The 15,490-nt window shown below is 41.0% G+C and carries 11 protein-coding genes; 6 read left to right on the top strand and 5 right to left on the bottom strand.

Features of this window, described 5'->3' with window-relative positions; all coding sequences use genetic code 11:
- Window positions 1–20 precede the first annotated feature (20 nt).
- The 4 genes from M1F05_RS11265 to M1F05_RS11250 form a co-directional block, all read right to left on the bottom strand.
- The gene (locus tag M1F05_RS11265) at window positions 21–689 is read right to left on the bottom strand and encodes a M15 family metallopeptidase (RefSeq protein WP_206086572.1); all 669 of its coding nucleotides are present in this window, start codon (window positions 687–689) and stop codon (window positions 21–23) included.
- Window positions 686–1,813: a succinyl-diaminopimelate desuccinylase gene (gene dapE / locus M1F05_RS11260; protein ID WP_206086573.1), complete on the bottom strand. Its 1,128-nt coding sequence runs from the start codon at window positions 1,811–1,813 to the stop codon at window positions 686–688. Before dapE ends, M1F05_RS11265 begins: the two co-directional genes overlap by 4 nt.
- A 13-nt stretch (window positions 1,814–1,826) precedes the next feature.
- On the bottom strand, window positions 1,827–2,198 hold the full coding sequence (locus M1F05_RS11255; protein ID WP_241016903.1) for an ArsC family reductase: 372 nt from the start codon (window positions 2,196–2,198) through the stop codon (window positions 1,827–1,829).
- A 179-nt stretch (window positions 2,199–2,377) separates the two neighbouring features.
- On the bottom strand, window positions 2,378–2,998 hold the full coding sequence (locus tag M1F05_RS11250; RefSeq protein ID WP_206086574.1) for a LuxR C-terminal-related transcriptional regulator: 621 nt from the start codon (window positions 2,996–2,998) through the stop codon (window positions 2,378–2,380).
- A 599-nt stretch (window positions 2,999–3,597) separates the two neighbouring features.
- Here M1F05_RS11250 and maeB point away from each other — a divergent pair.
- The 5 genes from maeB to M1F05_RS11225 all read left to right on the top strand — a co-directional run bounded on the left by maeB (window position 3,598) and on the right by M1F05_RS11225 (window position 12,409).
- Entirely contained in the window at window positions 3,598–5,877 is a 2,280-nt protein-coding gene (maeB, locus tag M1F05_RS11245; protein ID WP_206086575.1) for an NADP-dependent malic enzyme, read from the top strand.
- A gap of 131 nt (window positions 5,878–6,008) precedes the next feature.
- Window positions 6,009–6,881, top strand: a complete 873-nt coding sequence (locus M1F05_RS11240; RefSeq protein ID WP_206086576.1) for a ChaN family lipoprotein — start codon at window positions 6,009–6,011, stop codon at window positions 6,879–6,881.
- 130 nt (window positions 6,882–7,011) lie between these two features.
- Window positions 7,012–7,806, top strand: coding sequence for an energy transducer TonB (locus M1F05_RS11235; protein ID WP_206086577.1), 795 nt, complete (start codon window positions 7,012–7,014; stop codon window positions 7,804–7,806).
- A gap of 12 nt (window positions 7,807–7,818) precedes the next feature.
- Window positions 7,819–9,993 (top strand): S9 family peptidase, encoded by a 2,175-nt coding sequence (locus tag M1F05_RS11230; protein WP_206086578.1) that lies wholly within the window; start codon window positions 7,819–7,821, stop codon window positions 9,991–9,993.
- A gap of 154 nt (window positions 9,994–10,147) precedes the next feature.
- Entirely contained in the window at window positions 10,148–12,409 is a 2,262-nt protein-coding gene (locus tag M1F05_RS11225) for a TonB-dependent receptor (RefSeq protein ID WP_206086579.1), read from the top strand.
- Window positions 12,410–12,463: 54 nt separating this feature from the next.
- On the opposite strand, the gene xseA is transcribed toward M1F05_RS11225, so the two are convergent.
- Window positions 12,464–13,840, bottom strand: a complete 1,377-nt coding sequence (gene xseA / locus M1F05_RS11220; protein WP_206086580.1) for an exodeoxyribonuclease VII large subunit — start codon at window positions 13,838–13,840, stop codon at window positions 12,464–12,466.
- Between the two features lie 171 nt (window positions 13,841–14,011).
- Between xseA and guaB the strand changes: the two genes are divergently transcribed.
- Window positions 14,012–15,478, top strand: a complete 1,467-nt coding sequence (gene guaB / locus M1F05_RS11215) for an IMP dehydrogenase (protein ID WP_206086581.1) — start codon at window positions 14,012–14,014, stop codon at window positions 15,476–15,478.
- The last annotated feature ends 12 nt before the right edge of the window (window positions 15,479–15,490 follow it).

The raw sequence follows: 15,490 nt of genomic DNA, 5'->3' as shown, positions 1-15,490 counted from the left end.
TTAAAAAGAAGGGTTAAACGTTACTCTGGAATTTTAATATAGTGGTTAAAAATATAGCCTAGGTTATTGATTAACCAATTTTTCCCAAGAATATCTTCTTTTTCCAAAACATTTTTGATGACCTCGGGTGTTAACAATTGTTCTGCTTCGTGTGAAAGCGGCCAATAGCTAATATGCCAAGGTTCATAGGCAACACCTGAATCCCTTGCAGTGAAAGGACGGTAAAAATCAAAGGTGGCCATATTGTCTGACAACCAATCATTTAGCGGTGCAAGGTAACCACCTGTGTCGTACTCCCAAGGCTCTAATTGCAACGTCTGCCCAGCTGGAATGCGTAAGGGGTCATAAACATCAATCTCAGTTCCCCAATGGTGACGACTTGCACCAGGTAGTGCAGACCAGTGCAAAATGGCCTCACAAAGTTGACCTTCAGAAAGTTGGGTAATATCCAGGGGCTGGCTGTTGGCATCCAGCACAGGGCGTTTACCTGAAAACTTCTCATTCCATATCAGTTGTTGCCGTGAAAAATCACGAAACGCACTGGCTGATTGTAATTTAAAGCCTGCTTTTGCTGCGGCTTGCTGCATTGCAAGAAAGGCTTTGGTTGCATTAAATTGCAAACGGTGAGGCCCCCCCAGAGTGACCAAGTGATCCGTTGAGCGGCCAGTGAGCATTTCAATGGTGATCATAGAATGAGTAACTCCATTATCCGTTCATAAATCAAAGCCAACTGCTGTAGATCATCGATACTAACGCATTCATCAGCCTTATGGATTGTGGCATTTAAAGGCCCCAGCTCTATGACTTGTGTCCCCATTTGTGCGATAAATCGACCATCAGAGGTACCACCGCTGGTGGATAATTCCGTAGTACGGCCTGTTAATTCTTGAATTGCTTGTAAGGTTGCCGAAACTAACTTGCCACTATCCGTTAAAAATGGCTGACCAGATAACGACCATTCAATTTTATATTCTAGTCCATAGTGCGAAAGCATTTCTGTGACCCTGTCACGAATTACAGTGTCTGTTAGCTCTGTACTAAAACGGAAGTTAAATTGAATAAATAATTCACCAGGAATGACATTACTCGCCCCTGTACCCGCATGAATATTGGCAATTTGCATGGTAGTTGCAGGGAAAAATGCATTACCGTTATCCCATGTTGTTGTCGTTAGCGCTTGTAAAAAGGCTGCTGCACGATGGACAGGGTTATCGGCGAGGTGTGGATAAGCAACGTGACCCTGTGTACCAAGAATAGTTAAATCAGCGGTAATAGAACCACGGCGCCCATTTTTGATGATGTCGCCTAGCGTTGATTGGCTAGAGGGCTCACCCACCAAGCAGTAATCAACGGTTTCGTTACGCTGGATCAGCGCCTCAACAACTTTAACTGTGCCATCATGGGCGTCAGCTTCTTCATCAGAGGTAATCAGAAAGGCTAAACGACCTTGGTGAGTAGGGTGTTTTTCGACAAAACGCTCAGCAGCTACAATCATAGCGGCAACAGAACCTTTCATATCTGCTGCGCCACGACCATATAGATGTTGGTTAATAATTGTTGGAGTGAATGGTGGCGTTTGCCAGTTTTCGCTATTGCCCGCGGGAACAACATCAGTGTGACCTGCAAACGCGAGTGTTGTTCCAGTACCGCGGTGAGCCCAAAAATTGAGTGTATGACCAAAGGGCATTGGTTCAACGGTAAAACCAATTTTTTGTAGCCTTTCGGTGAGTAATGCTTGGCAGCCTTGGTCATCAGGGCTAATCGAGGGGCGTGAAATAAGCTCTTTTGCTAATTGAATAACAGGACAATCCATTTATACCACCTAACTACTGAGTAAAAGTTTGGTACTCATCGGCACTAAAACCGACCAGATAGCGATTATCTGCTGAAACTAAAACAGGGCGTTTAATCATTGCTGGCTCAGCAAGTAATGCTTGTTTTGCACTTGTTGCGTCAACCACTGCATTTTTTTGCTCATCACTGAGTTTACGCCATGTTGTGCCTCGTTTATTGACTAAAACCTCCCAATCAATGTGTTCCATCAATACAGAAAGTAAGGCATCGTCTAGGCCATCAACCCGATAGTCATGGAATTGATAGTCGACCCCGTTGTCTTCTAAGTAGCGACGTGCTTTTTTGATGGTGTCACAGTTTTTAATTCCGTACATGATATAAGGAGAAGAAGGGGTTTTAGACATACAGTTTTCCTCTAAAGCAAATGATTTATCTTACATAATGCGGGAAAATGCATTATGGGTCTACCCCCAACAATATAAATAAAAGTAGGTATTTATTACGTTGGTTATAATGAATGTCTTATATAATCATTATAACCAATACTTATTATATAAATGAGTGGTTGAATAATTCATATTGGTTATTTTGAACGCATGTAAATTAAGCTGGCTTCGAGTCGAGAACGCACGCGCAGTTTTTTTAGAATATTTCGAATGTGTACTTTAACGGTTTCTTCAGAAATAAAAAGTAACTTAGAAATTTCTCTGTTTTTTAACCCCGCGGCAAGCTCATGCAGAATTTCACATTCCCTTCGTGTTAATGTGGATAGTGGGTCATTAGATTGATGGCGAGTCATTAAATGTTGATAAATTTTTTCACTGAATACATGTTGCCCTACAGAGGCCTTTTTCATGCTGTAATATAGCATATCAAGTTCACTACTTTTTAATAAATAACCTTGGGCTCCTGCATCAATAGCACCGTATATATCGGTTTTAATTGTAGATGCGGATAAAACTAATAGATAGCTATTTAAGCATTGTTTGCGGAGCATCCGAATGGTTTCAAAGGTTTTATTGCCATGCATATTGGTATCTATCACGATAAGATCGGGCTGTAGATGTGTTGCAATACTTAATGCTTCGGTACAATTACAGCTTTCTGCCATTACAACGAAGTGTTCATCGGTATTGATGAGCTGACGCAATCCAAAGCGTATAATAGGGTGCTCATCAACAATCATTACTGTGTAATTAGACATAGAGGGTTCCTTTGTTATGTCTGAAACGTTACGAACTATTTGGACAGGTGTGATAGAAATAATCACTATTTTGACGTTAATATAACCATTTTTATTATTTAATATGCTAATGGCTATGAGTTTAATATGTGTAATATTATTTGACATTGCTGAGATAGAATATGTAAAGCGCAATTTAAATATGAAATTAAGATAACTTTTACTGATTTTTGATAATACATTAATTTTCGAAAATTAATATCGGTAATTTGAATAATTTAAATGATACTTAATGAATAATAAGGGCGGAATTAATTAATATATAATTAATGTATTAATTAAGTAAAAAGTTAAGTGACATATACATTATCAATTTATAATGATTATATTCATAGTATGTTTTTTATTTAATTAAATAGGCTAGAGGTTCACCTCACCATGTCGTCTGAGAAAAAAGCTAAATGATACGTTTAAATGCAGATGTTTTATCCAGTCTGCTGTTGCAAATTCCTGCTTATCAAAAGATTTTTCTGGAAATTGCCAGCATGATCATGATTTGCTAGCGAGATGTGTTTATACTGTTATCGCTCTTACCTTACCTATTTTGAAAGGACTTGACGATGGATGATAAATTAAAACAAAGTGCTCTTGATTTTCATGAGTTTCCACATCCAGGGAAAATCACGGTTACCCCTACAAAACCTTTAACGACCCAGCGTGACCTTGCCTTAGCGTATTCTCCTGGCGTTGCTGTGCCATGCCTTGAAATTGCTGATGATCCACTTAAAGCCTATCGTTATACAGCGAAAGGTAATTTGGTGGGAGTGGTATCAAACGGAACAGCTGTTCTTGGCTTAGGGAATATTGGCGCCTTAGCGGGTAAGCCCGTTATGGAAGGGAAAGGGGTTCTATTCAAAAAGTTTTCTGGCGTTGATGTCTTTGATATTGAAGTCGATGAAACTGATCCTGATAAATTGGTTGATATTATTGCCTCACTTGAACCGACCTTTGGTGGGATCAACTTAGAAGATATCAAAGCGCCAGAGTGCTTTTATATTGAGCAAAAATTACGTGAGCGCATGAAAATTCCTGTGTTCCACGATGACCAGCATGGTACGGCGATTATTTGTACAGCAGCGGTAATTAACGGCCTGCGTATTGTGAAAAAAGAGATTGGCGATGTTCGCTTAGTGGTCTCGGGTGCAGGTGCTGCATCAATCGCATGTATGAATCTGTTGGTTGCATTAGGCCTTAAACGTGAAAATATCACAGTTTGTGATTCAAAAGGTGTGATTTATAAAGGCCGTGATGAACGCATGGATGTTACGAAGGCCGCTTATGCGATTGAAGATAATGGTCAACGTACTTTAGCTGATGCTATTCCAAATGCGGATATTTTCTTAGGCTGCTCAGGACCACGCTTATTGACACCAGAAATGGTGAAAACGATGGCGAAAGACCCTCTCATTTTAGCGCTGGCGAACCCAGAACCTGAAATTTTACCACCACTGGCGAAAGAAGTTCGCCCAGATGCCATTATCTGTACAGGCCGCTCTGATTACCCAAATCAAGTTAATAACGTATTATGTTTCCCATTCATTTTCCGCGGTGCGCTGGACGTTGGGGCAACGACTATTAACGAAGAAATGAAACTGGCTTGTGTTTATGCTATCGCCGATTTGGCACTTGCAGAACAAAGTGAAGAAGTTGCTTCAGCATATGGCAATCAAGACTTATTTTTCGGCCCAGAATACATCATTCCTAAACCATTTGACCCACGTCTGATTGTTAAGATTGCCCCCGCGGTGGCGAAAGCTGCGATGGATTCAGGTGTGGCCACTCGCCCAATTGCAGATTTCGATGCCTATATCGAAAAATTAAACCAATTTGTTTATAAAACAAATTTATTTATGAAACCGATTTTCTCTCAAGCGAAAACAGCGAAAAAACGCATTGTTTTAGCGGAAGGGGAAGAAGAGCGCGTATTGCATGCAACGCAGGAGCTGGTTTCATTAGGTTTGGCATTCCCAATTTTAGTGGGTCGCCCAAGTGTTATTGAAATGCGTATTCAGAAACTGGGCCTACATATTGAATTAGGCAAAGATTTTGAAGTGGTCAACAATGAAAATGACCCGCGCTATAAAGAATACTGGCAAGAATATTACCAAATCATGAAGCGTCGTGGGGTGTCGCAAGAAATGGCTCGCCGTGCCGTAATCAATAACCCTACGTTAATTGGCGGTATCATGGTGTTACGTGGTGAAGCTGACGGTATGATTTGCGGTACAGTAGGCAGTTATGGCGAACACTATGAAGTGGTAAAAGATCTATTTGGTTTCCGCGAAGGCGTCCATACGGCAGGTGCAATGAACGCCTTATTGCTGCCAACCGGTAACACTTTTATTGCCGATACTTACGTCAATGAAGACCCAACCCCTGAAGAGTTGACCGAAATTACCTTGATGGCTGCAGATACGGTACGTCGCTTTGGTATTGAGCCAAAAGTGGCTTTATTATCACGCTCAAGTTTTGGTTCTTCCGATTGTCCTTCTGCACAAAAAATGCGCGATACCTTAGCTATGATCAAAGCACGTGATCCGCACCTTGAAATTGATGGTGAAATGCATGCAGATGCAGCGTTGGTTGAGTCCATTCGTAAAGATGTGATGCCAGATAGCCCATTAAAAGGGTCTGCTAACTTATTAATTATGCCTACGATGGAAGCTGCACGTATTAGTTATAACTTACTGCGTGTGACCAGTTCTGATGGTGTGACTGTCGGTCCAGTATTAATGGGTGTAGCGAAACCTGTGCATATTTTAACGCCAATTGCCTCTGTTCGTCGTATCGTGAACATGGTGGCGCTGGCGGTTGTTGAGGCACAAACTAACCCACTCTAATATGGCAGTCGGTTTGTATTTAAATTAAGCATAAAAGGGCTTTCGTATTTATATGAGGCCCTTTTTTAATTGAAAATGATTATCATTATCTGTATTTTGTGTGCTTCATCTGCATACTGGAAAATAAAATAATGATATCAAAACGCTTTATTGGAAAAACAATCACATTACTGGCAGGCCTAGTGTTACTGGTGGGGTGTGTTCAGAAATCCCCGCAAAAAACACTTCAACTCGATCATAAACTCGTAGAAAAAAATCAATTGATTGATTTATCTTCAGGGAAATCACTCACCCCAGAACAACTGGTGCAACAACTCGCTCAATCTTCCCATGTGATTGTGGGCGAAAAGCATGACAACCGTTATCACCATCAAATAGAGCAGTGGTTAGTCCAAGAAATGCAGCAGGTCAGGCCGCAAGGTGCGGTTTTACTAGAGATGATGACACCATCGCAACAAAAAGAATTCAATAGAGCAAAAACGGAATTGCAGGGAAATGCTTATATTCGTGATGAGCGGCTACAAACAGCGATCAAATGGAATACGGGTTGGCCATGGGAGCAGTACGGCGAGCTGATTAAACATGTATTAGTGCAACCTTATCCTGTGTTAGCCGCAAACTTAGATAAAGATGTGATTACAAAGGCTTATGCAAATCCGCCTAAATTGACGGGAGCACATTCAACTCAACCCGTTGTACAAGAGATTATTAGTAAAACGATTGAATCTTCACATGGTGGTGAATTGACAGCTGAACAAGTCACCAAAATGACGGTTATCCAACAAATGCGTGACCGCGCAATGGCTAACGCTTTAATTAACGCACCACAACCTGCATTACTGTTTGCGGGTGGATATCATGCAACTCGTGCGATTGGCGTGCCTCTTCACTTACAAGATTTATCACCAGAAACTGAATTTAAGGTATTAATTATCTCTGAAAAAGGCAGTGAGATTGATAATTTACATGCTGATTACGTCTGGTATACCCCAACAAGTGATTAATAGTCAGGCTAATTAAGCTAAATAAATATTAATAATGTGAATGAATTAGCACTATTTGTAATAAATGGTTTTCATTTGCATTTGTTATTGATTATCATTTGCGTTCTTTGTTGTTACATGAAAGATTAAAATGTCGACGATCACTTTAGAATACGGTAGAACGACGAAAACCAGTGGCGCTTTTGCTTTGGCTGTTATTCTGCATGTTGCGGTTATTCTCCTTTTTTTTAAAATTACGGAAAATGATTGGCAATATTTATTACCGCCACCTTCAGTGGTTATGGAAATTTCCATTGAATCACAAGCTAAACAGTTAACTGAAACTAATATCGGTGAAACTCAAGAGCTCGCGATAGCAAGCCAAGCACAAGAATCGGTTATGGATGATGTTGTCACTCCTTCAGTGCCAATTAACGAAGAGGCTGAAGTGTTGGTGACAAAGGTGGAAAAAAAGAAAACTGAGCCAGTACCTAAAAAAGAACGCAAGGACGTGAAAAATAAGCGAATTAGCGAGTTGGAAAGTGATAACTCAAAAGCCAGTGCTGCCCCAGTGACAAGCGATGCGGCGGCAAAGCAACAAACAGATCGCGTTGCGGCTGCATTTAACAGTCATGCTCAATCAGATGATGAGCAACGCCAATGGGAAGCGCTAGTTCTTGGGCAACTGAATAAATTTAAACGCTATCCTGAAGATGCTAGACGGCGTAATCGCGTTGGAAGGCCCGTGATTAAATTTGAGGTAGATGCACAGGGATATATCGTGAATAGTGCATTAGTCAGAAGCTCAGGTACAAACTCATTAGATAGAGAAGCGCAACGGGTACTCACTCGAGCTGAGCCCTTGCCAGTACCCCCTGCCGATATGTTAACTCAAGGCAAAGTGACGGTGGAATTGCCGATTGATTTTACGATTGAAAATAAATAATCAGGGTAAAAAATGCGAACGCACTTAAATAGATTGTCAGGCTTATCAGGAGCCGTTAAATTTTGTCTTATTGCATTATTGGGATTACAGACAAGCGCAGTGTTTGCGGAGGAACGAATGACAGCACCGATGGCCAAAAAGCAGCCACATACGATGACAATCCACGGAGATACCCGTGTCGATAACTATTATTGGTTAAGGGATGACGAGCGTAAAGCGCCAGAGGTCATTGACTATCTCACCCAAGAAAATGCCTATACACAGCAAGAGCTTAAATCAGGAGAGTCATTAAAAAAAGCGATTTATGACGAGTTATTCTCACGGATGAAACAAGATGACGAGTCAGTTCCGTACGATTTTAATGGCTATACTTATCGCACTCGTGTTGTTGCTGGAAAAAATTATGCAATTTATGAAAGACGCCCTGTAAATAGCCAAGGTGAATGGACTGTTTTAGTCGATGGTAACCAACGTGCGGAAGGTACAGAATATTATCGTATGGGGGCGTTAACAATTTCACCCGATAACACGATAATGGCAATTGCAGAGGATAGACAAGGGCGTAATGAATTCGCGGTTTCATTTCGTAAAATTAATGAAAGCCAGTGGCAAAATGATGTGTTGATGAATACATCAGGCAATATTGTTTGGGCGAATGATAACCAAACTTTATTCTATGTGAATAAAGACAAGCAAACGTTATTACCATATCAAGTGGTTAGCCATAAGTTAGGCACAAAACAAGCGCAAGACAAACTGCTTTATGAAGAAAACGATGATACGTTTTACGTGAGTTTAAGCAAATCGACTTCGAAAGAGATCATTTTTATTGGCATTACCAGTACTGAGACATCAGAATATCGGATTATCGATGCTAACCAACCTGATAAAGCGATTGAAACCTTTAAACCTCGCCAAACGGGTGTGGAATACTACCCTGATCATTTCAATGGGAAATTCTATATTCGTTCAAACCATCAAAACCCATTATTTGGTTTGTACACTAATAACAATGCAGAAAAACATGATGATTTTTCGGCGTGGTCGACGTTGATTGCTCCTCGCGATGATGTTGATTTAGAAGGATTTGAACTCTTTAATAACTGGTTAGTGCTTGAAGAGCGGGCGAATGGTTTGGTGAATATTCGCCAAATTGATTGGCAAACTCAGCAAGAAAATTATGTGACGTTTGACGACCCTGCGTACATGGCATGGATATCAAATAATCCAGAACCTAATACTAACAAATTGCGTTATGGCTATTCATCGATGACTACGCCGTCTTCTGTGTATGAAATCAATATGCAAACGCAAGAAAAACAGTTACTAAAACAAGAGGATATCAAAAATTTTGATAAGGCAAATTACCAAAGTGAACGTTTATGGATAACGGCTAACGATGGCGTAAAAGTCCCCGTTTCACTGGTTTATCGCAAAGACCTCTTTAAACAAGGCAAAAACCCATTACTTATCTATGGCTATGGGGCGTATGGTTATGGTTTGGACCCTTCATTTAGTTCATCAAGATTGTCTCTGTTAGATCGCGGTTTTGTCTATGCTATCGCACATATTCGTGGTGGTGGTGAACTGGGTAAAAAATGGTATTTGCAAGGAAAGACTATTCATAAAATGAATACCTTCACTGACTTTATCGATGCGACCAATGCGCTTATTGACCAAGGTTATGGAAAAAAAGGGCATATTTATGCGATGGGGGGGAGTGCAGGTGGTTTATTAATGGGGGCGATTGTGAATATGGCGCCTGAGTTATATGAAGGCGTGGTTTCTGCGGTTCCATTTGTGGATGTTGTGACGACAATGCTTGACCCTTCTATTCCATTGACCACTGGGGAATATGATGAATGGGGAAACCCTGAAAATGAAGAGGCTTATTGGCGCATAAAATCCTATAGTCCTTATGACAATATTAAAGCACAGCGTTATCCACATATGTTGGTCACCACAGGCCTGCATGATTCTCAAGTTCAATATTGGGAACCCGCTAAATGGGTGGCAAAATTACGCGATATGAAACAAGGTAATTCTTTATTATTATTGGAAACTAACATGAACGCAGGGCACGGCGGGAAATCTGGGCGTTTTAATGCACTTGATGATATTGCTCTGGATTACAGTTTTCTTTTAATGCTAGAAGATAAAGCTAAATACTTTCCTTATTTAAAATAATTTATTCAATCTAATAATAACCCCCTAAATGTGTGAATATATTTAGGGGGAAACATTTTTTGATAATTCAATTATGGGTATTGAATTTATCTTTTTTATATTGGAATGCACTGTGGGCGTGAATAGAAATATTGCGTTTACAGGAATGGTTTAAATGAAAAATAAAATAATAATATTGAGTGCGAGTATGGTTTTTACTGGTGCTCAGGGGATTGCTTTCGCTGAAAATACACAGCAAGAAAATCAAGGTAAAGAAAAGGTTGTTAAATTTAGCCAATTAAAAGTCTCAGGTGCGCAAAAACAAACGCCTTTGGTTAAAGCACTGGAAAAACCAGGTGCTTACAGTGCTGTTGGAACTGAAAATAAGTTACAAGGTATGGATAAAATTATCCGTACTATGCCAGGGACGTACACCCAAATGGATGGCAGCCAAGGTACTATCAACGTGAACATTCGTGGCCTGAGTGGTTTTGGTCGCGTTAATATGATGGTGGATGGTGTCACACAAAGTTACTACGGTATTTCGCCTAGCCAATACACGCATGGGCAACAGCCCAATAATGATTTCGGCGCGTTAATTGACCCTAATTTTATTGTTGAAGTTGATGTAGAAAAAGGGCAATTAAATGGCAGTAATAGTGTGAATGCTTTAGCTGGTAGCGCAAACTTTCGTACTCTTGGTATTGATGATGTAATTTTTAAAGATAATTTATATGGACTACGTAGCAAAGGAAGTTGGGGAGATAACGGGCTTGGCTATAACGGTATGGTTTCCGTTGCAGGAAAAACATTATTAAATGATGGGGAAGGATATTTTGGTGGTTTAATTGCCATCAGCGGTCACAATATTCCCGGAAGTTATAAAAATGGTGCGGGATATGACAGTGATGATTTTGCAACGGATTCAACGTTCAAACAAAAGCCTCAATCACAATTAACCAAATTAAAATATAAACCCAATGATACACATGAATTAGAGTTTAGCGGCCGTTTTTTACAAAATAAATTAACTCGCCGTAAAATTGATAGTGAAGATTATTACCTTAAATATAAATATACGCCATTAAATGAACTAGTGGATATTGAGGTGTTGGCAAACCACAGTAATAGCAACCAAAAGTTTGAAGGGGATTCCCTTGGGTGGGCTTTGAGAGAGGGCGGGTCTAAAAATATTGCAGATGGCCTTAATATCTCAAATACGAGCCGATTTTCTTATGGAGATGTCGATTTTCAATGGAAAATCGGTTCTAAATTATCGAAAACGAAATACCAAAAGACAGTAAGCTCAGTTATTGATGATGACACATTAAAATATAACCCTTTTTCCCCAGAAGGCACACTGGATTTATCCAGCGGTTATACGCAACTAGAAGCGAAATACGATATTTATACGGCGGTATTTGATTTGAATTATATGCACTACCGTTTAAAAGGTTATAAACCCGCTTGCGATGAAACTGAAAAATGTTTCCCTCAGGAAGAAGCTAATATTAACTTAAAAGAGAGTGGTTTTAACCCTGGAGTATTACTTTCTGCTGAAATCATACCTGAATTCCAGCCTTTTGTGAGTTATGCACATTCAATGAGGGCACCAAATTCACAGGAAGTTTTTTATTCGCAAAATGGCGGACAAAGTATGAACCCATTTTTAAAAGGTGAAAGAGCAAATACGTGGCAGGTTGGGTTTAACAGTTTAAAACCTGATTTATTTGTTGAAGGCGACCAATTTAATCTGAAAGCGTTGTGGTTTAATACAAAAATTAAAAATTACATTACGAGCAAGCCATATTTATTGTGTAAGCCAACAAATGCGGTTGAATTAGAATGGTGTTTGATGAACGATGATGTTTGGGACAACGAATTTCCGAATATTACTCAAAAAAGCTATATCTATTCGAATGAAATAAAAGACGTTAATTTGCGTGGTTATGAACTGCAAGCAAACTATGATGCAGGTGTATTCTATTCAATGCTTTCTTATACAAAAGAGACTGGAGACCAGCCTACGTCCATTGCGAAAACCGCAGATTTTAGTGCAGGAGATTTTACGGAACTACCTGATTATTATCTAACCTTAGATACAGGTGTCCGTTTATTGGATGAAAAGTTAACATTGGGAACGACGGTTACATGGACAGGGCCATCCAAACGTATTGGTGTTGAATCTATTGTAGATAATGAAGGGAATGCTTTAAAAGATAAATATGAAAAGCAGCCAACCGTGATTGATTTATACACCGATTATGAAATCAACAAGAACGTCAAATTGATGATGACAATAAATAACGTAACAAATAAAAATTATTCTGATGCACTAAACCGTTCAAATTCGACAGCAATTATGGAGGAACGTGGTAAACACAATGCGACGGCAAGAGGGCGTACCTATATGTTGGGTGGGCAAATTCGTTTCTAATTAGGGTTAAAATATGGGTTTCATTAAATTAAAAAGATGAAACCCATAAAACAGTTAATTTGTTTTTCTTGTGGCGCGCCTTGCTTTTACTTTTTCAATATGGGTAATTTCACTTTTTACCCAACCATCATTTAAGCGCGTACGTAGCTGTTGTCCCAGTTTAACTTGGGTGGTTTTTTTCAAAACTGCGCCATCAGGTGTTTCGCTAATGCTAAAGCCACGAGCCAGTGTTGCTAATGGGCTAACAGCTTCCATTTTTGAGCACGCAACTGCAAAACGTTGCCTGTAACTGTTCACTAATTGCGTCATCATATTTTGTAAATGGTATTGAACTTGTTGTAAGTGGCGCTGTTGTTTTTGCAATTGTGGTCGTAAATCGTTTTGTTGCAGACGACGATTGGCTCTATCAAATTTAACTGAGGCAGTTTGCAATTGACGAGTCATTGACTGTGCAAGTTTTTGCTGTAATAAATTCAACTGATTATGTTGTCTTGCTAAACGTAACTGCGGGTGTTGCTGTTGTAAACGGTGATGAAGCTTAGCAAAGCGTTGCTGTTGCCCTGCGATGTAATAGTCCATCGCCATTTCAAGGTGTTGTTGTGCTGATTTTATCTGGCGGAGCATTTCTTGTTGGTTACGACTGACCAGTTCCGCGGCAGCGGATGGTGTCGGTGCTCTCACATCCGCCACATAATCTGCAATGGTGACGTCAGTTTCATGGCCTACAGCGCTGATGATGGGTAATTGGCTCGAAAATATCGCTCTTGCGACGATTTCCTCATTAAACGCCCATAAGTCTTCTAATGAACCGCCACCGCGGCCAACAATTAATACATCACATTCACGGCGTAAATTTGCTAATTCAATCATACGTGCGATTTGAGCAGGGGCGAGATCCCCTTGAACCGCCGTGGGGTAGATAACAATCGGCAGTGAAGGGTCACGACGGCGAAGAATATTTAAAATATCGTGCAAAGCCGCACCCGTTGCAGAGGTGATAATCCCCACAGATTTTGCTGGGCTGGGTAACGGTTTTTTATGCCGTGTATCAAATAAACCTTGCGCGCTTAGCGTTTGTTTTAGCAACTCGAAACGTTGTTGCAATAACCCTTCGCCCGCAGGTTGCATGCTCTCAATAATTAACTGGTAGTCGCCGCGGGGTTCATATAGCGTGACAGTGGCGCGCACTAAAACCTGTTGCCCATTTTGAGGACGGAAGGTTACCCGTGCATTTTGCCCACGGAACATCGCCGCACGAACTTGTGCACGGTCATCTTTTAGCGTCAGATACCAATGACCTGAACTAGGCTGGGAAAAATTTGAAATTTCTGCAGTTAGCCATATCCGCCCCATTTGCTGATCAAGAAGTTCGCGCACGGCAAGGTTAAGCTTACTAACAGAAAAAATTGCACTATTTTGTGAAGTCGACATGTGAGCCAGATCAAATTTTAAAACAAGGACTTAATCGCTAAATACTAACCTAGCTATCGGAGTTATCAAGTAATTTTTCAAAAAAAGGCTGGAAGCAACCGATTACGGTGTGTATAATGCCGCGGCAATATTTTATACCTTTCCATAACGCTGCCTGGTGGGATATTGCCTATGTTACGCATTAAAAAAGAAGCACTAACTTTCGACGACGTATTACTCGTTCCTGCACACTCAACAGTATTACCAAATACAGCTGATCTCTCTACTCAACTGACTGCAAACATCCGCCTGAACATTCCAATGCTTTCTGCAGCAATGGACACCGTCACTGAATCTGACCTTGCAATCGCCTTGGCTCAAGAAGGTGGGATTGGCTTTATCCACAAGAACATGTCTATCGAGCGTCAAGCGGAAGAAGTTCGCCGCGTGAAAAAACATGAAAGTGGTGTTGTCACTGACCCTGTCACCGTTACCCCAGATACCACTATCCGCGAAGTGCAAGAAATGGCTGAACGTAATGGTTTCGCAGGTTACCCAGTGGTGGCGAAAGACAATTCATTAGTCGGTATCATTACAGGCCGTGATGTGCGTTTCGTGACAGATTTAGACCAACCGGTTACCGCGGTTATGACGCCAAAAGAGCGTTTAGTTACCGTCAAAGAAGGTGAAGCACGCGAAATCGTATTACAAAAAATGCATGAAAAACGCGTAGAAAAAGCCTTAGTCATCGACGATAACTTCCATCTGTTAGGGATGATCACCGTTAAAGACTTCCAGAAAGCAGAACGTAAACCAAACGCATGTAAAGACGAGCAAGGTCGTTTACGTGTTGGTGCTGCGGTTGGTGCTGGCGGTGGCAATGAAGAGCGCATTGATGCGCTGGTTGCAGCTGGTGTAGACGTCTTACTGATAGACTCTTCACACGGCCACTCTGAAGGTGTATTACAACGCATTCGTGAAACTCGCCAAAAATACCCTGACTTACAAATCATTGGTGGTAACGTTGCAACAGCTGAAGGCGCAAAAGCGTTAGCAGATGCAGGCGTGAGCGCAGTGAAAGTCGGTATTGGCCCTGGCTCTATTTGTACTACGCGTATCGTAACGGGTGTTGGTGTACCACAAATTACTGCAATCGCTGAAGCTGCAGAAGCACTTGAAGGCACGGGTATTCCAGTTATTGCTGATGGTGGTATTCGTTTCTCTGGTGATATCTCCAAAGCGATTGCAGCGGGTGCCGCGTGTGTGATGGTGGGTTCGATGTTCGCAGGGACTGAAGAATCTCCGGGTGAAACTATCCTGTTCCAAGGCCGTACTTACAAAGCATACCGTGGTATGGGCTCATTAGGGGCAATGTCTAAAGGCTCTTCAGACCGTTATTTCCAATCTGATAACGCAGCAGACAAATTAGTACCAGAAGGCATCGAAGGCCGTGTTGCCTATAAAGGTCGCCTGAAAGAAATCATTCACCAGCAAATGGGTGGTTTACGTTCCTGTATGGGGCTGACGGGTTGTGGTACCATTGACGCACTGAGAACAAAAGCGGAATTTGTCCGCATCAGTGGCGCGGGTATTCAAGAGAGCCACGTACATGATGTGACTATCACCAAAGAATCACCAAACTATCGTTTGGGACAATAACCGATAACTTTA

Origin of the sequence: Providencia sp. PROV252 (assembly GCF_033676005.1) — a bacterium.
GTDB lineage: Bacteria > Pseudomonadota > Gammaproteobacteria > Enterobacterales > Enterobacteriaceae > Providencia > Providencia vermicola.
Note: the sequence above shows the minus strand (reverse complement) of the source record. Positions and strands in the feature narration are given on the sequence as shown.